Source organism: Buttiauxella cochleicola (assembly GCF_021282435.1).
GTDB lineage: Bacteria > Pseudomonadota > Gammaproteobacteria > Enterobacterales > Enterobacteriaceae > Buttiauxella > Buttiauxella massiliensis.
Window position 1 is genome coordinate 23,829 of sequence record NZ_JAJSOT010000002.1, and the last position, 19,261, is coordinate 43,089.

Consider the following 19,261-nt stretch of genomic DNA (forward strand, 5'->3'; position numbering starts at 1 on the left):
AAAAATCTACCCGATATGTCAGGATACCACTATGGCAATATCATGACAAATATGACAAAACAGACACCAGCGCAATATTGATTATTGAGCTGGTGTTAAAATTTTCTGCGCGTACGTCAACGCTTGTTTGATGACTTCGTCAATGGACATGCTGGTTGAGTCCAGCACCAACGCATCTGCGGCTGGCATTAACGGTGCTACTGCACGGTTACGGTCACGATCATCACGTTCTTTAATTTCTGCCAAAAGGCGCTCAAAGTTAACACTAAAGCCCTTCTCCTGCAACTGCAGCATACGCCTGTGAGCACGCTCTTCAGATGAGGCATCAAGGAAGATTTTTACCGGTGCATCAGGGAAAACGACTGTTCCCATATCACGGCCATCAGCAATCAGGCCAGGGGCCTCTCTGAACGCACGCTGACGGCGTAATAACGCTTCACGTACACGAGGAAAAGCGGCGACTTGAGACGCTGCATTAGCAACCTCCTGAGTACGAATCTCCGCGCTGACATCCTCACCTTCAAGGATAACTTCCAGATTGCCATTACTCGCTACAAAGCGAACATCCAAATGTGCGGCCAACGGAACCAGCGCATCTTCAGAAGTCACATCAACCTGGTGATGCAGGGCTGCTAATGCAAGAACTCGATAAATTGCACCAGAATCAAGTAGATGCCATTGCAATGCTTCCGCCATGGCCTTACACAGCGTACCTTTACCTGCGCCGCTTGGGCCATCAATCGTTATTACCGGGGCGGGTGCCGTCATCGTACTCTCCTCTCGCTGGAATTGCGGACCTAAAATATCAACGCCGCATATTATACGCCGCCAGATTACTGACCGTTATCTTTCCTGCCAATTATCGTAGTTAATGAGGCTGAGTGTAGAAGAATTGCGCAACTTACGTTAAAAAGCCTGGGAAAACAGCAGGAATGGATACAAAGGATGTGATATCAGAAGGGAAAATTCGTTGAAATCAGCTCCGCCTCATTGTGAGATCGGAGCTTATCATCAGGTATTAAGCAGGGGTGCTAATACGCGCTAACTGCTCAAAATAGTCCGGGAAAGTTTTCGCGGTACATTTCGGATCAAGGATAGTTACTGGTGTGTCGGACAATGCCACCAGCGAGAAACACATCGCCATACGGTGGTCGTTATAGGTGCCGATTTCAGCAACCTGTAGCTGAGCTGGCGGCGTCACAGTAATGTAATCTTCGCCCTCTTCTACCACCGCTCCGACTTTACGCAACTCTGTTGCCATCGCGCTCAGGCGGTCAGTCTCTTTCACACGCCAGTTATAAATATTACGCAGTGTAGTGGTGCCTTTAGCAAACAACGCAGCGGTAGCAATGGTCATTGCCGCATCTGGGATATGGTTCATATCCATATCAATGGCGTTAAGTTCCCCGCGCTCGCAGGAGATGAAATCATCGCCCCAGGTAATTTTTGCACCCATTTTTTCCAACACATCAGCAAAGCGGATATCGCCTTGTACGCTGTTACGGCCAATACCCGTGACTTTTACCGTGCCGCCTTTGATTGCACCAGCCGCGAGGAAGTAAGAAGCAGAGGAGGCATCGCCTTCCACCAGATACGCGCCTGGTGAGGTGTACTGCTGGCCGCCACGAATAACAAAGCTCCGGTAATCACGGTTTTCGACTTCAACACCAAAAGTTTTCATCAGGTGCAGGGTAATATCGATATACGGTTTCGATACCAGCTCACCTTTAATGGTGATTTCGGTGTCGTTTGCCGCCAGTGGAGCGGTCATTAAAAGCGCCGTCAGGAACTGGCTGGAAACACTGCCATCAACCGAAACCTCGCCGCCGCTAAAACCGCCACGCAAACGCAACGGCGGGTAATTCTCCTGCTCCAGATAATCAATCTGAGCGCCGCCCTGGCGTAATGCATCAACCAGATGGCCAATTGGGCGTTCTTTCATGCGCGGTTCACCCGTCAGCACGATGTTATTGCTGCCCAGGCACAGTGCCGCCGCCAGTGGACGCATCGCCGTACCTGCGTTTCCTAAGAAAAGTTCCAGCTCACCTGACGCTTGTAACGGACCACCCATTCCTGTGACTTCACAACGCGTACGATCGGCGGAAAGTGTGTAGCTCACCCCTAATGCTTTCAGCGCGTTGAGCATGTGACGCACATCGTCGCTATCCAGCAAATTAGTCAGTTCGGTGGTGCCATTAGCCAGTGCTGCCAGCAACAAAGCTCTATTAGAGACACTTTTTGAACCAGGGAGATTAATTGTGCCGTCGACAAGGGCGATGGGTTGTAACGTCAGGGATTCCAGCATGGGGAAAATACTCTCAACTCAAACAGAATAAAAACCCCGCGAAGCGAGTCGCGGGGAGAATAACAACGAGCAACGATTAACCGTGGCGACGTTCGAAGTCGACCATAAAGTTGGTTAACGCTTGTACGCCCTCAAGCGGCATTGCATTGTAGATGGATGCGCGCATACCACCCACTACGCGGTGGCCCTTCAGTGCATGCAGACCCGCGGCAAACGACTCTTCCAGGAACACTTTATCAAGTGCACTGTCAGCTAACTGGAACGGCACGTTCATACGTGAACGGTTAGCCGAAGCCACATCGTTACGGTAGAAGTCACTTTTATCGATAACACCATATAACAACTCAGCTTTTGCTTTGTTGGTTTTGTCCATTGCTTCAACGCCGCCCTGCTCTTTCAGCCATTTGAAGACCAGACCGGAAAGATACCAGGCGAAAGTTGGCGGGGTGTTAAACATGGAGTCATTTTCGTTAAGCACGGTATAGTCAAGAATTGACGGGCAAGCTTTATGCGCCTTGCCGAGCAAATCTTCACGCACAATAACCAACGTCAAACCCGCAGGGCCGATGTTTTTCTGCGCACCTGCGTAAACAACACCAAAACGACTAATATCCATCGGGTGCGACAGAATAGAGGATGAGTAGTCAGCAACCACGACTTTATCGCCGAAATCAGGCGTTTCATGAGTCGCGATACCGTCAATAGTTTCATTCGGGCAATAGTGCAGGTAGGCACTGTTTTCAGAAACCTGCCACTCACTCATAGGTTTGATTGCACGCAGGCCGTCAATGGTGACTTTGGCATCAATAACATTCGGAGTGCAGTATTTATGCGCTTCTTTTACTGCGCTACTCGCCCAGTAACCGCCATCAACATAATCTGCGGTAGTTTTGTCGCCCAGCAGGTTTAACGGTACACCAGCAAATTGGCCGCGACCGCCGCCGTGACAGAACAAAACTTTGTAGTTTGAGGGGATTTGCAGCAGATCACGAAAATCTTTTTCAGCTTCTTCAGCGACCTCAATAAACTCTTTACCACGGTGGCTAATCTCCATTACGGAGGTGCCTAAACCTTGCCAGTCGCAGAGTTCAAGTTGCGCACGACGAAGCACTTCAGCCGGCAGCATTGCCGGGCCGGAACTAAAATTGTATACCTGAGCCATTTCCCCTCACCACGCTTAGAGCAATAAGTTTTATCACGCTATCGGTTTTATCACTCAGATGCAGAGGCTGCAACGGTTAATCAGGCATGGCCAGGTAATGTGCGCAAAATCACACAACATAATCAACTAGTCGCTGAAGTAAACGCCCGATAACTGCCCGTCACGTCACTCGCGTGGCGGTGCTGGCTTTGACCCATTTCAGATGTTTACAACGTGGGCATGCTGCTTTAACGCCCGCATTAAAGGTAAGCACTTCGCTGCAATGTATGCAGGCGTAATCGCCATCTTCAGGAATCACTTCGAAACGTTTGCTGCAATACTCCGGCAAAATAGATAAACCAGGCCGGACAAGATCGTCGGGGAAGTAATAAACGCTAATCTGGCCGTTAGTTTCGAGAATCGCCAGGCGCACCTGCCCCAAATGCTCCACACCATGCAGTCGTAGCTCCATAAAAAACTCAAACTCGGTCATGTTCTGGGCGTTCATTTTCTCCCACGCAAACTCACCATCTTCGATAATGACAGCCGGTTTCCCTTCCAGAAGGTTTTCCAGTTTTTCACTGTGGCTCATCAACCACATGACCAGACGATACAAACAGGCCAGAGTAATGAATACGACAAACACAGGTAGCATTGGGACATCATGATAAAACGCCACATCCCCTGCCGCCGAGCCAAGCGTCAGTATAATTAGCACTTCAAAAAGCGACATCTGCCGTACGCCACGCCGTCCGGTTATCTTCAAAAACAGGAACACTAATATAAAGGTGTAGAGACTACGAAAAGCCACTTCCCACAGAAAATCGAGAGGGACTTCGTCAAGAGCCATCCGTTGGAGATCAAAAGTCTTCATTTATACCGCCATAACAGTAGGTTACTGACAGTAAGCATAGCCTGTTATGCTAAGGCCGCCTGCGTGCTGCTGACGATGGCGTCAGTCTGCTAAAACCCGTATCATTGCGCGCTTTGCGTACGACAAAAGTGAAACCTCATGACTCAAACCTTTATTCCTGGCAAAGATGCCGCTCTGGAAGACTCCATCGCTCGCTTTCAGACCAAACTCGCCGATCTTGGCTTTAATATAGAAGAAGCCTCCTGGTTAAACCCAGTACCGAACGTCTGGTCAGTGCACATCCGTGATAAAGACAGCGCGCTTTGCTTTACCAATGGTAAAGGCGCAACTAAAAAAGCTGCTTTAGCTTCAGCGCTGGGTGAATATTTCGAACGTCTGTCGACTAACTATTTCTTTGCTGATTTCTGGTTGGGCAAAACCATCGCCAATGGCCCGTTTGTGCATTATCCAAACGAGAAGTGGTTCCCAATCCCAGAAGATGAGCAATTGCCGGAAGGCATCCTGGACTCTCGTCTGCGCGCGTTTTACGACCCTGAAAACGAAGTCACCGCAGGTATGCTTATTGATCTGCAATCTGGTAATGAAGAGCGTGGTATCTGTGCACTGCCATTCACCCGCCAGTCCGATCAAGAAACTGTGTATATTCCGATGAACATCATCGGCAACCTGTATGTTTCAAATGGGATGTCCGCAGGGAACACCGCAAACGAAGCTCGCGTACAAGCACTATCTGAAGTCTTCGAACGCCATATTAAAAATCGCATTATTGCCGAAAGCATCAGCTTGCCAGAAATCCCGCAGGAAGTGCTGGCACGTTATCCGGGCGTGGTTGAGTCTATTGCAACACTTGAAGCTGAAGGTTTCCCAATCTTCGCGTATGACGGTTCATTAGGCGGCAAATACCCAGTTATCTGTGTTGTGTTATTCAACCCGGCAAATGGCACCTGCTTTGCCTCGTTTGGTGCTCACCCAGATTTTGGCGTTGCGCTGGAACGTACCGTAACAGAACTGCTGCAGGGCCGTGGTCTGAAAGACCTCGATGTATTCACCCCACCAACCTTTGACGACGAAGAGGTGGCCGAACATGCAAATCTGGAAACTCACTTCATTGATTCCAGCGGTCTGATCTCCTGGGATATGTTCAAGCAAGATGCTGACTATCCATTTGTTGACTGGAGCTTCTCCGGCACAACAGAAGAAGAGTTTGCCACGTTGATGGCAATTTTTGATGCTGAAGACCAGGAAGTCTACATCGCTGACTACCAGCATCTGGATGTTTACGCTTGCCGCATCATCGTGCCAGGCATGTCTGATATTTACCCGGCTGAAGACCTGTTACTCGCAAACAATAATATGGGCTATCACCTGCGCGACACTATTCTGGCACTGCCGGGCAGCGAGTGGGAAAAACAGGATTATCTCAATCTCATCTCGCAGTTAGATGAAGAAGGCCATGATGATTTCACTCGTGTGCGTGAATTGCTGGGCCTGGCGACCGGTAAAGACAACGGCTGGTACACGCTGCGTATTGGTGAGCTGAAGGCCATGCTGGCACTGGCGGGTGGCGATACCGAGCAGGCGCTTATCTGGACTGAATGGACGATGGAGTTCAACGCCTCTATTTTCAGCGCTGAGCGTGCGAACTACTACCGTTGCCTGCAAACGTTACTGCTTTTAGCAATGGAAGAAGATCGCCAACCGCTGCAATACCTGAATGCCTTCGTACGCATGTACGGCGCGGAAACGGTTGAAGCTGCAAGCGCCGCCCTGAGTGGCGAAGCTGCATTCTATGGCCTGCAAGCTGTAGATAGCGATTTGAAAGCCTTCCCTGCGCACCAAGCGTTGTTAAGCGCGTATGAAAAATTGCAACGCGCAAAAGCGGCATTTTGGAAATAAAGTCAAAAACTAAAACTCAAGCTACGTAAACCTTAATGTTTACGCTATATTACGGGGCGATTTTTATTGCCCCGTGTTTTTATTGTCAGCATAATAATTTCACATGTAACTCAACGGTTAAATATTGGTGAAATATTATTAAATTATGCTGCAAATATTGTTGTCAAATTATTAAAATACTCCATTCTAATTAACCACTCAACAAAGCTTAGAGGGCAAATATCAAATTACGTTATAAAATTTAAACTTTATTTTTATAATTAATATCAATAACTTACACTGAAAAACAGGTAAACACCTGCTTTTATCAGGCCTATAAGCTTGGCGAGATATGATCCATATCAATTTTTACTCTATAATGCTTTGTTAGTATCTCGTCGCCGAATTAAATAAGAGAGAGTTAGTGTGAAAGCTGACAACCCTTTTGATCTATTGCTCCCAGCCGCTATGGCGAAAGTCGCCGAAGATGCTGGCGTCTATAAAGCAACAAAACACCCGCTGACTACGTTTTATTTAGCGATCACTGCGGGCATGTTCATCTCGATTGCCTTTGTCTTTTACATCACTGCCACTACAGGTACTGCAACCATTCCATTTGGGATTGCAAAACTGATTGGTGGAACTTGCTTCTCCTTAGGGCTTATCCTTTGTGTCATCTGCGGTGCCGACCTTTTCACCTCTACGGTGTTAATCGTTGTTGCGAAAGCCAGCGGGCGAATCACCTGGGGTCAGCTAGCCAAGAACTGGATTAACGTCTACGTCGGAAACTTGGTTGGTGCATTGCTATTCGTGGTGTTGATTTGGTTGTCAGGCATGTATATGACGGCCAACGGTGCGTGGGGTCTGAATGTGCTTCAAACCGCAGACCACAAAATGCATCACACCTTTATTGAAGCTGTTTGCCTCGGTATTTTAGCTAACTTGATGGTCTGTCTGGCTGTCTGGATGAGCTACTCGGGTCGCAGTTTGATGGACAAGATGTTTGCTATGATCCTTCCGGTCGCCATGTTTGTTGCTTGCGGTTTTGAGCACAGTATCGCAAACATGTTCATGATCCCTTTGGGTATCGTAGTACGCAACTTTGCAAGCCCGGAATTCTGGACCGCAGTTGGGTCGTCTCCGGACAATTTCACACACTTGACCGTACTGAATTTCATCACTGATAACCTGATCCCAGTAACCATCGGGAACATCATTGGTGGCGGTGTACTGGTTGGGTTGACGTACTGGGTAATTTATCTGCGCGGTGGCGATAAGCACTAAGTGCTAACCATTGTTCAGGGAATAAGAAATCCACATTAGAAGGTAGGTGTTAAATGTCCGAACTTAATGAAAAGTTAGCCACCGCTTGGGAAGGTTTTGCTAAAGGCGACTGGCAGAATGAAGTCAACGTGCGTGACTTTATTCAGAAAAACTACACCCCTTACGAGGGTGACGAGTCCTTCCTGGCAGGTGCTACAGACGCAACTACCGCTCTGTGGGACAACGTTATGGAAGGCGTTAAACAGGAAAACCGCACTCACGCGCCTGTTGACTTCGACACTGATCTCGCTTCCACCATCACCTCTCATGATGCTGGTTACATCAACAAGTCCCTCGAAACTATCGTTGGCTTGCAGACTGATGCTCCACTGAAACGTGCAATTATTCCGTTTGGTGGCATCAAAATGGTTGAAGGTTCTTGCAAAGTATACGGTCGTGAACTTGACCCAATGCTGAAAAAGATCTTCACCGAATACCGCAAAACCCACAACCAGGGTGTGTTTGACGTTTATACCAAAGACATCCTGAACTGCCGTAAATCAGGCGTAATCACCGGTCTGCCGGATGCTTATGGTCGTGGTCGTATCATTGGTGACTACCGTCGCGTAGCGCTGTACGGTATCGACTTCCTGATGAAAGACAAATTTGCTCAGTTCAACTCTCTGCAATCCAAACTGGAAAACGGCGAAGATCTGGAAGCAACTATCCGTCTGCGTGAAGAAATCTCCGAGCAGCACCGTGCTCTGGGTCAGATCAAAGAAATGGCTGCTAAATATGGCTGCGATATCTCTGGTCCTGCTAAAAATGCTCAAGAAGCTATTCAGTGGACTTACTTCGGCTACCTGGCTGCGGTTAAATCTCAGAACGGCGCTGCAATGTCCTTCGGCCGTGTATCCACCTTCCTGGATGCATTCATCGAACGTGACCTGAAAGCAGGCAAAATTACTGAGCTTGAAGCACAGGAAATGATTGACCACCTGGTCATGAAACTGCGTATGGTTCGCTTCCTGCGTACCCCTGAGTATGATGAGCTGTTCTCTGGTGACCCAATCTGGGCGACCGAATCTATCGCCGGTATGGGTGTAGATGGCCGTACTCTGGTTACCAAATCTAGCTTCCGTTTCCTGAACACCCTGTACACCATGGGGCCGTCTCCGGAGCCGAACATCACTATTCTGTGGTCTGAAAAACTGCCACTGAACTTCAAGAAATTCGCTGCTAAGGTTTCCATCGATACTTCTTCTCTGCAATACGAGAATGACGATCTGATGCGTCCTGACTTCAACAACGATGACTACGCGATTGCTTGCTGCGTAAGCCCAATGATTGTTGGTAAGCAAATGCAGTTCTTTGGTGCTCGTGCAAACCTGGCGAAAACCATGCTGTATGCAATCAACGGCGGCGTTGATGAAAAACTGAAAATCCAAATTGGTCCTAAAGAAGCACCAATTATGGCTGATGTTCTGGACTACGATAACGTCCTGGATCGCCTGGATCACTTCATGGATTGGCTGGCTAAGCAGTACGTCACTGCGCTGAACATCATTCACTACATGCATGATAAATACAGCTACGAAGCGTCTCTGATGGCTCTGCATGACCGTGACGTTGTTCGCACCATGGCTTGTGGTATCGCGGGTCTGTCTGTTGCAGCTGACTCCCTGTCTGCAATCAAATACGCGAAAGTTAAACCTGTTCGTGACGAAGACGGTCTGGCTGTAGACTTCGAAATCGAAGGCGAATACCCAATGTTCGGTAACAACGATTCTCGCGTAGATGATATCGCTGTTGACCTGGTAGAACGTTTCATGAAGAAAATTCAGAAACTGACTACTTACCGTAACGCTATCCCGACTCAGTCTGTTCTGACCATCACCTCTAACGTGGTTTATGGTAAGAAAACCGGTAACACCCCAGACGGTCGTCGCGCTGGCGCTCCATTCGGTCCAGGTGCTAACCCAATGCACGGTCGTGACCAGAAAGGTGCTGTTGCCTCTCTGACTTCCGTTGCTAAACTGCCGTTTGCTTACGCTAAAGATGGTATTTCTTATACCTTCTCTATCGTTCCTAACGCACTGGGTAAAGACGACGAAGTTCGTAAAACTAACCTCGCGGGTCTGATGGATGGTTACTTCCACCACGAAGCGTCCATCGAAGGTGGTCAACACCTGAACGTGAACGTAATGAACCGTGAAATGCTGCTGGATGCGATGGAACACCCTGAGAAATATCCTCAGCTGACCATTCGTGTATCTGGTTACGCTGTACGTTTTAACTCCTTGACTAAAGAACAACAGCAGGACGTTATTACTCGTACCTTCACTCAAACCATGTAATTCACGGTTTGTCTGAAAAGGCGTACAATACAAGGCTCCACCTCGGTGGAGCCTTTTCTTTGTGAAGAACCGGTTTTGCAAGATAACTGCTACGTTTAAGTTATCTCGCAAAATCGATTCGACGCGGCAATCAAGACTTAGACCGCGCTCAACCTGGTTCTTGCTTTAGGGCATGGACCAATACTGGAGATAACACCGCAATGTCAGTAATTGGCCGAATTCATTCCTTTGAATCCTGCGGTACCGTGGATGGTCCCGGTATTCGTTTTATCACCTTCTTCCAGGGCTGCCTGATGCGCTGCCTGTATTGCCACAACCGTGATACTTGGGATACGCACGGCGGCAAAGAGATTACCGTTGAAGAACTGATGAAAGAAGTGGTGACCTATCGCCACTTTATGAACGCTTCTGGCGGCGGCGTCACAGCTTCTGGTGGCGAAGCCATTCTGCAGGCCGAATTTGTACGTGACTGGTTCCGCGCCTGTCGTAAAGAAGGCATTCATACCTGTCTCGATACCAACGGTTTTGTCCGTCGCTACGACCCGGTGATTGATGAATTACTCGAAGTGACCGATCTGGTGATGCTGGATTTGAAACAGATGAACGACGAAATTCACCAGAATCTGGTTGGCGTCTCAAACCATCGTACGCTGGAATTTGCGCGTTACTTGTCCGATAAAAACGTTAATGTCTGGATTCGTTACGTTGTTGTACCGGGCTGGTCTGATGATGATGACTCTGCACATCGCCTTGGCGAGTTCACGCGCGATATGGGCAACGTCGAGAAGATTGAGCTGCTGCCATATCACGAACTGGGCAAACATAAATGGGTGGCGATGGGCGAAGAATACAAGCTTGATGGCGTGCATCCACCGAAGAAAGAAACCATGGAACGCGTTAAAGGTATTCTGGAACAGTACGGTCACAAAGTGATGTACTAATCTTGCAGCACTAGCAAAATGGCCCTCGATGAGGGCCATTTTTGTATCAGGCATGGGCAATCGGAGTGGTTTGCGGCCCTGCTTTGCGTAACAGCATTAGTAAGTAGACAAACGCGACGCCGGCTATCATAACGAACAGCAAATTGTCCGAGAAACTTTGCATCAGCATTGAGGTAAACGTTGGGCCAAGCAAGCTACCTACCGTATAACTGAGCAACAGCGCCTGATTCATTGCCACCAGCTGATGATGTTCGACTTTCTCGCAGGCCCACGCCATTGCCACCGGATACAGCGTAAAGCCAGCCGCGCCAAGCACAAACAATGTCGGCCCCATCGCGGCATTAGTCAGCATCGCCATGCAACCCATAATCACAATAAACACTTGAACGCGCAGCACTAACAAGCGACCAAAACGGTCAGCGAGGCGACCTACCGGCCACTGTCCCACAATCCCGGCGCTAACCATCACCGCCATCCAGAAACCAATACCGGCATCGCTGAAGCCTTTGTGGTTTAAATACAGCGGCATCAACCCATAAAGGGAGCCGAGAACAATCCCGGAAATAATGCAGCCGTTCACGCCAAGACGAGCATGTCGCAGGCGCAGCATTGGCCAGACAGGCGTCGCTTGCTGGTTTTCACTTCGATCATTCACAATGCGAGTAAACAATAGCGGAAGAATCGCGGTTAAAATAAGCGCCGTCACCCATGGGAGTACGCTGGCTAAATCGGTCGGCATTTTGCTGATCATCAATTGGCCTAACACCGTGCCAACGTAATAAACCATCATGTAGGCTGCCAGCAAGCGCCCACGGTTGTGAGAAGTGCCGCTGCACATCAAGGCGCTTTCAACCACCACCCAAATCATCGCACAGCCGATACCCGCGATGAAGCGCCACATCATCCAGCTCCAGAAACCGGTCATCAGCCCCAATCCTGCACAACCCGCCGCAAAAATCAGCGAGGCAAGATAGTAGCTACGGTTGAATCCCTGACGTTTAATTAGCCATCCGGTCAGCAAAGTACCCACCAAGTTTCCGGTAAAGTACGACGAACCCACCATCCCGACTTGCCAGGTTGGAAGATTTTCATGGGCTAACCAAAGTGGAACCAGCGTATTTAAAACCGCTATCGCCAGGGTCAAAAGCATCAGACCACAGAGCAAAAGCATCACTGGCCGGGTATAGGTGGACATGTAGAAACCGCGAGGAAGAGAATAATTTGTGCGCATCATGCCACTGGAAAAATGATTGTCAATCCAGTGCTGACGGGGCCTGGCACGATTTGAAAACTGTCGATTTGAAAAACTTATCTTACTTGTGAGCAAAGCATATAGACAAAATGCTATCTCTCTGTTTTTGATGGGATCAGGTATTGGGAATCGAAACGGGTTGGATGAAAATTTTCATGGTAAATCGGATGATATTTTTTTATCCGAAAAGATTAAATGCGCCCGAAAGCGCATTTAATCGATATGGCATTAACTTGCGATAGCCATACCAACCGTCATATGCAGACCGTAGAACACACCGCGGCCGATTAGCTCACCAACAATAACCAACACGAAGGCGAATGTCAGAACTGCAGGGTTCGCCTGGCCACCTTTGAGTTGCGGGATAATCCAACAAGCTAATGCAAGCGCCAGCACCAACAAGCGCCATGACATCAATGCACCGTATTCAGGAACCAGTGCAGATGCCTGCATGATTGAGCTGTGGATTGTCGCTAAATCCATACCCTGCAACATCACAACCATGGAACTTACTACAACAGCCAGCAATGAAATTGCAGGAAGAAGACGCATTCCCCAACCCGTTACACCTGCAACACGCAGCAGTAAGTAACCGAGTAGTGGCCCACCTATAAACATCGTCAGGAAGAAACTGAGCGGCGTATAAACACTATACCAAGTCGGTACGGTATCAATCAGGTAGACCTTACACATCATCCAGACAAAAAATACGCCCAGAACCATCGTCAGCGTCATCCAGATTTTACCCAGTGCCTGCGGCATTTTGCCCAGCACGGTAACCAGCCACCAGAAACCACCCACTGCAAAGAAGACCGAGCCGCTGGCAATTTCATTACTGAGCGCTGATTCCCCGATGCGATTAAGCGAGTTGAAGGCGCGTAGTGGTGAGCCGAGATGCAGTACTGAGGCCATAAAACCAATGCCCATCAACACCCACAGCACGATCATCGCCCAATACACACGCTTTTGCTGTACCCGGTCAGAAACACCAGTCAGCAATGCTAATGCCATAACAATAAAACCACCTGCGACGCACTGTCCTAAAACCGTAAAGACCATTAGTGGCCATTCATGCCATCCGCTGCCCATCTCACACCTCCTTCGGGTTTGCCAGATAACCGGTTTTATCCCCACATGGGCGGCTGTTGGCGTTAGGTTTAATGACAATATTTGGCTTGGTGAAATGTGCTGATGGCAGCGGAGCGATGGCGGCCTGTTCTCCATACTTCGCGCGCAGTTCGGCAATTGGTGCCATATCTAGCGCGCGTAATGGGCAGGACTCAACACAGATGGGTTTCTTGCCTTCAGCAATACGCTCATGACAGCCATCACACTTAGTCATATGACCTTTTTCAGCGTTGTACTGTGGTGCGCCGTACGGGCAAGCCATGTGGCAATAGCGGCAGCCAATACAAACATCTTCATTAACGACCACAAAACCGTCATCACGCTTATGCATCGCACCGCTTGGGCAGACCTTGGTGCAAGCCGGTTCCTCACAGTGGTTACAAGCAATCGACAGATAGTAGGCGAAGACGTTTTGCTGCCAAACCCCGTTGTCTTGTTGCCAGTCACCGCCAGCATATTCATAAATGCGACGGAAGCTGACGTCCGGGCCTAAATTTTTGTAATCTTTACAAGCCAGCTCGCAGGTCTTACAACCAGTGCAGCGGCTGGAGTCTATATAAAATCCGTATTGGGTTGTCATCAGCTATTCCTTACGCCTTCTCGACCTGGACGAGGTTACTATGGGATGGATTGCCTTTTGCCAGTGGCGACGGTCGCTGCGTGGTTAACACGTTAATGCTACCCGAGTGGTCAACTTTATTGGCATCAGGGCTATACCAGGCCCCTTCCCCCATCGCGACAACGCCAGGTATTATGCGTGGTGTCACTTTCGCATTGATTTGAACTTCCCCACGTCCATTGAAGATGCGCACTATGTCGCCGTTCTTAATCCCACGTTGCTGTGCATCAATTGGGTTGATCCACATTTCCTGACGACAGGCTGCTTTCAATACATCCACATTGCCGTAGGTTGAGTGGGTACGCGCTTTGTAATGGAAGCCCGTCATCTGCAATGGCCATTTCTCGGCCAGCGGATCGCCAAAGTTTTCAAAGCCCGCGCTGTAAACCGGCAGCGGATCGATGACATCTCCTTCATCAAGTTGCCAGGTGGCTGCAATTTCGGCTAACTGCTCAGAATAGATTTCAATTTTCCCTGATGGTGTCGTCAGTGGATTCGCCGCAGGGTCTTCGCGGAAGGCTTTATACGCCACGTGGTGACCTTCAGGGTCACGCTGCTTGAAGATGCCAACTTTCCGGAATTCATCAAAGCTCGGGAGGCCAGGAATCGCTTCCTGAGACTGTTGATAGAGATGACGCATCCAGCCTTCTTGCGTGCGCCCTTCAGTGAACTGTTGCTCAACACCCATGCGTTTTGCCAGTTCAGTCGTCATCTCATAAATGGTTTTGCACTCAAAACGCGGTTTGATCACCTGATCGGCAAAAATTACATAAGCCATATTTCCGCATGACGCATCAAGGCAGAAGTCCATCTGCTCAGATGCGGTGCAGTCAGGCAGCAATATATCTGCGTATTTAGCTGATGAAGTCATGTGGTTATCGATCACCACAATCATTTTGCATTTCTTGTCGTCTTGTAGGATATCGTGAGTACGGTTAATTTCTGAGTGCTGGTTAATCAGGCAGTTACTGGCGTAGTTCCAGACCATCTTGATTGGAACATCGAGCTTATCTTTGCCGCGCACGCCATCACGAGTTGCCGTCATTTCCGGGCCACGTTCAATAGCATCCGTCCACAGGAACATAGAAATACTGGTTTGTACCGGGTTTTCCAGCGTCGGCATGCGCACAAATGGCAGGCTGTAAGAACCTTCGCGTGCGCCGCTGTTTCCACCGTGAACCCCTACGTTGCCGGTCAGAATCGACAACATGGCGATGGCGCGGGAAACCAGCTCACCATTTGAGTGGCGCTGCGGCCCCCAACCCTGGCTGATAAATGCCGGTTTCGCCGTGGCAATTTCACGAGCAAGTTTAACAATGCGATAGGCAGGAATACCGGTAATTTGGGCCGCCCATTGTGGCGTTTTTGCCTGGCCATCAGCTCCTTCACCAAGAATATAGGCTTTGTAATGTCCGTTAGCAGGAGCTGTTTTTGGAAGAGTTTTTTCGTCGTAACCGACGCAGTATTTATCGAGGAACTGCTGATCGACCAGATTTTCAGTGATCATTACCCATGCAAGCGCGGAGATAAGTGCGGTATCAGTACCGGGGCGAATCGGAATCCATTCATCTTCACGGCCTGCACCAGTATCGGTATAACGCGGGTCAATGATAATCATGCGCGCATTGGATTTTTCGCGCGCTTGCTCGAGGTAATACGTCACCCCGCCGCCACTCATACGCGTTTCACCCGGGTTATTCCCAAACAACACGACAAGTTTACTGTTTTCAATGTCCGACGGGCTGTTGCCATCGGCCCAACCGCCATAGGTGTAATTCAGGCCAGCGGCAATTTGCGCGGTAGAATAGTCGCCATAATGGTTCAGATAACCGCCGCAGCAGTTCATCAGGCGGGCAATCAATGTTGAGCCTGGCGGCCAGGAGCGAGTCATCGTTCCACCCAACGTCCCCGTACCGTAGTTCAGATAGATAGCTTCGTTACCGTACTCTTTGATAATGCCCTTCATGCTGTTGGCGATGGTGTCGAAAGCTTCATCCCAACTGATTTTCTCAAATTTGCCTTCCCCTCGAGCACCAACGCGCTTCATCGGATATTTCAGGCGATCGGCATTATAGACACGGCGACGCATTGAGCGGCCACGCAAGCAGGCACGAACCTGATGCAACCCTTCATAGTTGTCATCACCGGTGTTGTCTGTCTCAACATATTTGATTTCACCATCCGCCACATGCATACGAAGTGGGCAACGGCTACCACAGTTTACTGTACAGGCGCTCCAGATAACCTTTTCAGCATCTGTTTGTGTATCAGCGGCGGACTGTGCAAAAGCCAGGCGGCTAAAGGGAAGTGTTAATGCTCCACTCGCAGCAGCAAGACCACCGATAGCTGTGGTTTGCACCAGCTTACGACGACTCACTTGTGCGGTAAGGACCGCATTAGAAGTTTTCTCTTTCATAATGACCCACTTGTTTAGTGCTCACATTTAAACAAGCTGGCAACGGTTGCTGACTAAATTGCGGCACGCGTGTCCATTGCTCAGCCCAAAAGAGAAAGGAGTGTTTTAGGCTATGTCAGGGCCGCTATTGGTAGTCCAGTTACATCATGTAATCTGAAACTATCAAATGATAAGGACGCCGAATGAATTGTATTAATAATCACCACTCTCTTTCTGGGAGAGATAATACCCATATAGGGGTATTTGTTATTGTCTGGTGTCAATAAAGGCAGATTATCTATGGGAATGAGAATATTTACGGCATAAAAAAAGCGCCCGCAGGCGCTTTTCAAGAATAAAATAGCACTAATACATTAGCCGATGAACTCAAGCCCTTTCATGTAAGGACGCAGCACTTCAGGAACTTCGATACGGCCATCAGCCTGCTGGTAGTTTTCCAGCACAGCAACCAGTGTACGACCTACAGCCAGACCAGAACCGTTCAGTGTATGCACCAGACGGGTTTTCTTGTCTGCTTTGCTGCGGCAGCGAGCCTGCAAACGACGCGCCTGGAAATCCCCACAGTTGGAGCAAGAGGAGATTTCACGGTAAGTATCCTGCCCAGGCAGCCACACTTCCAGATCGTAAGTTTTGACCGCGCCAAAGCCCATATCTCCAGAACACAACAACACTTTGCGGTATGGCAGGTTCAATAACTCCAGGACTTTCTCAGCGTGGCTGGTCAACTCTTCCAGAGCTTCCATAGAGTCTTCCGGACGCACAATCTGCACCATCTCAACTTTATCGAACTGGTGCTGACGGATAAGGCCACGGGTATCACGACCATACGTACCCGCTTCGGAACGGAAGCATGGGGTATGCGCGGTCATTTTCAGCGGTAGAGTATCTTCATCGAGAATTTCATCACGCACCAGGTTGGTCAACGGCACTTCTGCGGTTGGGATCAACGCGTAGTTGCTTGCATCAGCCTCTTCTTCCAGCGGACGAGTATGGAACAAGTCACCGGCAAATTTCGGCAATTGGCCCGTACCATAAAGCGTGTCGTGGTTTACCAGATACGGAACATAGTTCTCAATATATCCATGCTGCTCAGTATGCAGGTCAAGCATGAACTGGCTCAGAGCGCGGTGCAGACGAGCAATTTGCCCTTGCATCACAACAAAACGAGCACCGGTCAGTTTAACCGCAGATGCGAAATCCAGGCCTTTAGCCATTTCGCCCAGCGTCACGTGGTCACGTACTTCAAAATCGAATTTACGCGGCTCACCCCAGCGGCAGATTTCAACGTTTTCGCTGTCATCTTTACCCATCGGCACGCAATCGTCCGGGATGTTAGGCAACGTCAGTGCAATGTCGCGGATCTCTGCAAGCAGGACATCAAGCTCACTTTTCGCTGCATCCAGCTCTTCACCCAACTGGTTGACTTGCAAACGCAACGGCTCGATGTCTTCTCCACGCGCTTTCGCCTGGCCAATGGATTTCGATCGCGAGTTACGTTCAGCCTGCAGATTTTCAGTTTTTACCTGCAACACTTTACGACGCTCTTCTAAAGAGCGCAGCGTTTCTACATCCAGCTTGAAGCCTCGGCGTGCCAGTTTTTCAGCGACTGCGTCTGGCTCTGTACGCAGTAGATTGGGATCGAGCATGCTTATCCTGTGCTTATCGAATTAAATGAAGGGGATGCGGCCACAGACTGCAACCACAGTGATAGTTTTCCTAACCTTACCGCAACGTCTGCTTTAGCGGTAGCGTTTTGTCGGGCTATTTTGATCCTGTTCAGCAAGCCAGGCGAGCTTTTCACCAATCTTGCCTTCAAGACCTCTGTTTGTCGGCTGATAATAGCGTGTTTGTGCCATTTCCTGTGGAAAGTAGACTTCGCCGGAAGCATAGGCGTTAGGCTCGTCGTGAGCATAACGATACTCCTGGCCATAACCCATTTCTTTCATCAGCTTGGTTGGGGCATTACGTAAGTGAACCGGAACGTCATAATCCGGGCGTTCCCGAGCATCCGCCATTGCTGCTTTGAATGCTGTGTAAACCGCATTACTTTTAGGTGCACAGGCTAAGTAAACAATGGCCTGAGCGATGGCGCGCTCCCCTTCCGCTGGGCCGACACGGGTAAAGCAGTCCCACGCAGAGATAGCAACCTGCATGCCACGAGGGTCAGCATTACCTACATCTTCTGAGGCAATCGCCAGCAAACGACGAGCCACATACAAAGGATCACCGCCTGCCGTGATAATGCGCGCGTACCAGTACAAAGCCGCGTCAGGGGATGAACCGCGAACCGATTTGTGCAATGCAGAAATCAGATCGTAAAAACGATCGCCTTTGTTATCAAAGCGCGCGCTGCGTTCGCCCGCGATTTCAGTCAATAGAGCAATCTGCAAAACGCGATTGCCACTAGAATCGACTTCGGCCATGTCGGCCATCATTTCCAGCGTGTTTAATGCACGCCGGGCATCGCCGTTGACAAGTTCTGCAATAGCAAGACGCGTGTCATCGGGCAGAACAATGTTTTGCCCACCATAGCCACGAGCGGCATCGCTCATCGCCTGGCTCAAAACTTTTTCAATGTCTTCCGTGGTCAGCGATTTAAGCAAGTAAACGCGAGCACGCGACAATAGTGCAGAATTGAGCTCGAATGAGGGGTTTTCAGTGGTTGCGCCGATAAACGTAATCGTGCCGTCTTCAATGTGTGGCAAAAAAGCATCTTGCTGGCTTTTGTTGAAGCGATGGACTTCGTCGACAAACAGAATCGTTCGCCGCCCGGCGTTGCGATTCTGGCGCGCACGTTCTATGGCTTCGCGGATTTCTTTGACGCCTGAAGTGACAGCCGAAATGCGTTCTACATCGGCGTCAGCATAGTGAGCAATCACTTCAGCAAGTGTGGTTTTGCCCGTACCTGGTGGTCCCCATAAAATCATCGAATGAAGATGCCCCGCTTCGATTGCTTTAGGAAGCGGTTTACCAGGGGCTAGCAGATGTTGTTGGCCGATGTATTGCGCGAGGTTCTCCGGCCGCATACGCGCAGCCAGAGGTTTGAAGGTATTCTCAGAAAAATCGAGCGACAGGTTGCTCACTGATACC

The 19,261-nt window shown here is 49.4% G+C and carries 14 protein-coding genes; 4 read left to right on the top strand and 10 right to left on the bottom strand.

Going from position 1 to position 19,261, the window contains the following annotated elements; genetic code table 11:
* Positions 1 to 81: 81 nt before the first annotated feature.
* From cmk to LVQ77_RS05930, 4 genes are all read right to left on the bottom strand, one after another.
* Positions 82 to 768, bottom strand: coding sequence for a (d)CMP kinase (gene cmk, locus LVQ77_RS05915; RefSeq protein ID WP_232903956.1), 687 nt, complete (start codon positions 766 to 768; stop codon positions 82 to 84).
* Between the two features lie 250 nt (positions 769 to 1,018).
* Positions 1,019 to 2,302 (bottom strand): 3-phosphoshikimate 1-carboxyvinyltransferase, encoded by a 1,284-nt coding sequence (gene aroA, locus LVQ77_RS05920; protein ID WP_232904215.1) that lies wholly within the window; start codon positions 2,300 to 2,302, stop codon positions 1,019 to 1,021.
* 79 nt (positions 2,303 to 2,381) lie between these two features.
* Positions 2,382 to 3,467 (bottom strand): 3-phosphoserine/phosphohydroxythreonine transaminase, encoded by a 1,086-nt coding sequence (serC, locus tag LVQ77_RS05925; RefSeq protein WP_232903957.1) that lies wholly within the window; start codon positions 3,465 to 3,467, stop codon positions 2,382 to 2,384.
* 160 nt (positions 3,468 to 3,627) lie between these two features.
* On the bottom strand, positions 3,628 to 4,320 hold the full coding sequence (locus tag LVQ77_RS05930; RefSeq protein WP_232865012.1) for a DUF421 domain-containing protein: 693 nt from the start codon (positions 4,318 to 4,320) through the stop codon (positions 3,628 to 3,630).
* Positions 4,321 to 4,458: 138 nt separating this feature from the next.
* Between LVQ77_RS05930 and ycaO the strand changes: the two genes are divergently transcribed.
* The 4 genes from ycaO to pflA all read left to right on the top strand — a co-directional run bounded on the left by ycaO (position 4,459) and on the right by pflA (position 10,756).
* Positions 4,459 to 6,216 carry a 30S ribosomal protein S12 methylthiotransferase accessory factor YcaO gene (gene ycaO / locus LVQ77_RS05935; RefSeq protein ID WP_232865013.1) on the top strand — a complete coding sequence of 586 codons (1,758 nt, stop codon included), beginning with the start codon at positions 4,459 to 4,461 and terminating at the stop codon, positions 6,214 to 6,216.
* Between the two features lie 405 nt (positions 6,217 to 6,621).
* The gene (gene focA, locus LVQ77_RS05940; RefSeq protein ID WP_034494317.1) at positions 6,622 to 7,479 is read left to right on the top strand and encodes a formate transporter FocA; all 858 of its coding nucleotides are present in this window, start codon (positions 6,622 to 6,624) and stop codon (positions 7,477 to 7,479) included.
* 53 nt (positions 7,480 to 7,532) lie between these two features.
* Positions 7,533 to 9,815, top strand: a complete 2,283-nt coding sequence (gene pflB / locus LVQ77_RS05945; RefSeq protein ID WP_064517500.1) for a formate C-acetyltransferase — start codon at positions 7,533 to 7,535, stop codon at positions 9,813 to 9,815.
* Positions 9,816 to 10,015: 200 nt separating this feature from the next.
* Positions 10,016 to 10,756, top strand: coding sequence for a pyruvate formate lyase 1-activating protein (pflA, locus tag LVQ77_RS05950; protein ID WP_034494315.1), 741 nt, complete (start codon positions 10,016 to 10,018; stop codon positions 10,754 to 10,756).
* A 46-nt stretch (positions 10,757 to 10,802) separates the two neighbouring features.
* Here the strand turns inward: pflA and LVQ77_RS05955 are convergent, their stop codons facing one another.
* The 6 genes from LVQ77_RS05955 to LVQ77_RS05980 all read right to left on the bottom strand — a co-directional run bounded on the left by LVQ77_RS05955 (position 10,803) and on the right by LVQ77_RS05980 (position 19,254).
* Complete coding sequence (locus LVQ77_RS05955) at positions 10,803 to 11,951, bottom strand: MFS transporter (protein WP_232903958.1); 1,149 nt, start codon at positions 11,949 to 11,951, stop codon at positions 10,803 to 10,805.
* A 285-nt stretch (positions 11,952 to 12,236) separates the two neighbouring features.
* A complete protein-coding gene (locus LVQ77_RS05960) occupies positions 12,237 to 13,097 on the bottom strand; it encodes a dimethyl sulfoxide reductase anchor subunit family protein (protein WP_232903959.1) in 861 nt (286 codons plus the stop codon).
* Between the two features lies 1 nt (position 13,098).
* Complete coding sequence (locus LVQ77_RS05965) at positions 13,099 to 13,716, bottom strand: DMSO/selenate family reductase complex B subunit (RefSeq protein ID WP_232903960.1); 618 nt, start codon at positions 13,714 to 13,716, stop codon at positions 13,099 to 13,101.
* Between the two features lie 10 nt (positions 13,717 to 13,726).
* Positions 13,727 to 16,171, bottom strand: coding sequence for a dimethylsulfoxide reductase subunit A (dmsA, locus tag LVQ77_RS05970; protein ID WP_232903961.1), 2,445 nt, complete (start codon positions 16,169 to 16,171; stop codon positions 13,727 to 13,729).
* A 353-nt stretch (positions 16,172 to 16,524) separates the two neighbouring features.
* Positions 16,525 to 17,817 carry a serine--tRNA ligase gene (gene serS / locus LVQ77_RS05975; RefSeq protein ID WP_232865017.1) on the bottom strand — a complete coding sequence of 431 codons (1,293 nt, stop codon included), beginning with the start codon at positions 17,815 to 17,817 and terminating at the stop codon, positions 16,525 to 16,527.
* A gap of 93 nt (positions 17,818 to 17,910) precedes the next feature.
* The gene (locus LVQ77_RS05980; protein WP_232865018.1) at positions 17,911 to 19,254 is read right to left on the bottom strand and encodes a replication-associated recombination protein A; all 1,344 of its coding nucleotides are present in this window, start codon (positions 19,252 to 19,254) and stop codon (positions 17,911 to 17,913) included.
* Positions 19,255 to 19,261: the final 7 nt, after the last annotated feature.

Excerpts from the sequence above, each read along its gene's own strand:
- cmk (WP_232903956.1), bottom strand. The coding sequence starts at position 768 with ATGACGGCACCCGCCCCGGTAATAACGATTGATGGCCCAAGCGGCGCA.
- serC (WP_232903957.1), bottom strand. The coding sequence starts at position 3,467 with ATGGCTCAGGTATACAATTTTAGTTCCGGCCCGGCAATGCTGCCGGCT.
- LVQ77_RS05930 (WP_232865012.1), bottom strand. The coding sequence starts at position 4,320 with ATGAAGACTTTTGATCTCCAACGGATGGCTCTTGACGAAGTCCCTCTC.
- ycaO (WP_232865013.1), top strand. The coding sequence starts at position 4,459 with ATGACTCAAACCTTTATTCCTGGCAAAGATGCCGCTCTGGAAGACTCC.
- pflB (WP_064517500.1), top strand. The coding sequence starts at position 7,533 with ATGTCCGAACTTAATGAAAAGTTAGCCACCGCTTGGGAAGGTTTTGCT.
- pflA (WP_034494315.1), top strand. The coding sequence starts at position 10,016 with ATGTCAGTAATTGGCCGAATTCATTCCTTTGAATCCTGCGGTACCGTG.
- LVQ77_RS05955 (WP_232903958.1), bottom strand. The coding sequence starts at position 11,951 with ATGTCCACCTATACCCGGCCAGTGATGCTTTTGCTCTGTGGTCTGATG.
- LVQ77_RS05960 (WP_232903959.1), bottom strand. The coding sequence starts at position 13,097 with ATGGGCAGCGGATGGCATGAATGGCCACTAATGGTCTTTACGGTTTTA.
- LVQ77_RS05965 (WP_232903960.1), bottom strand. The coding sequence starts at position 13,716 with ATGACAACCCAATACGGATTTTATATAGACTCCAGCCGCTGCACTGGT.
- dmsA (WP_232903961.1), bottom strand. The coding sequence starts at position 16,171 with ATGAAAGAGAAAACTTCTAATGCGGTCCTTACCGCACAAGTGAGTCGT.
- serS (WP_232865017.1), bottom strand. The coding sequence starts at position 17,817 with ATGCTCGATCCCAATCTACTGCGTACAGAGCCAGACGCAGTCGCTGAA.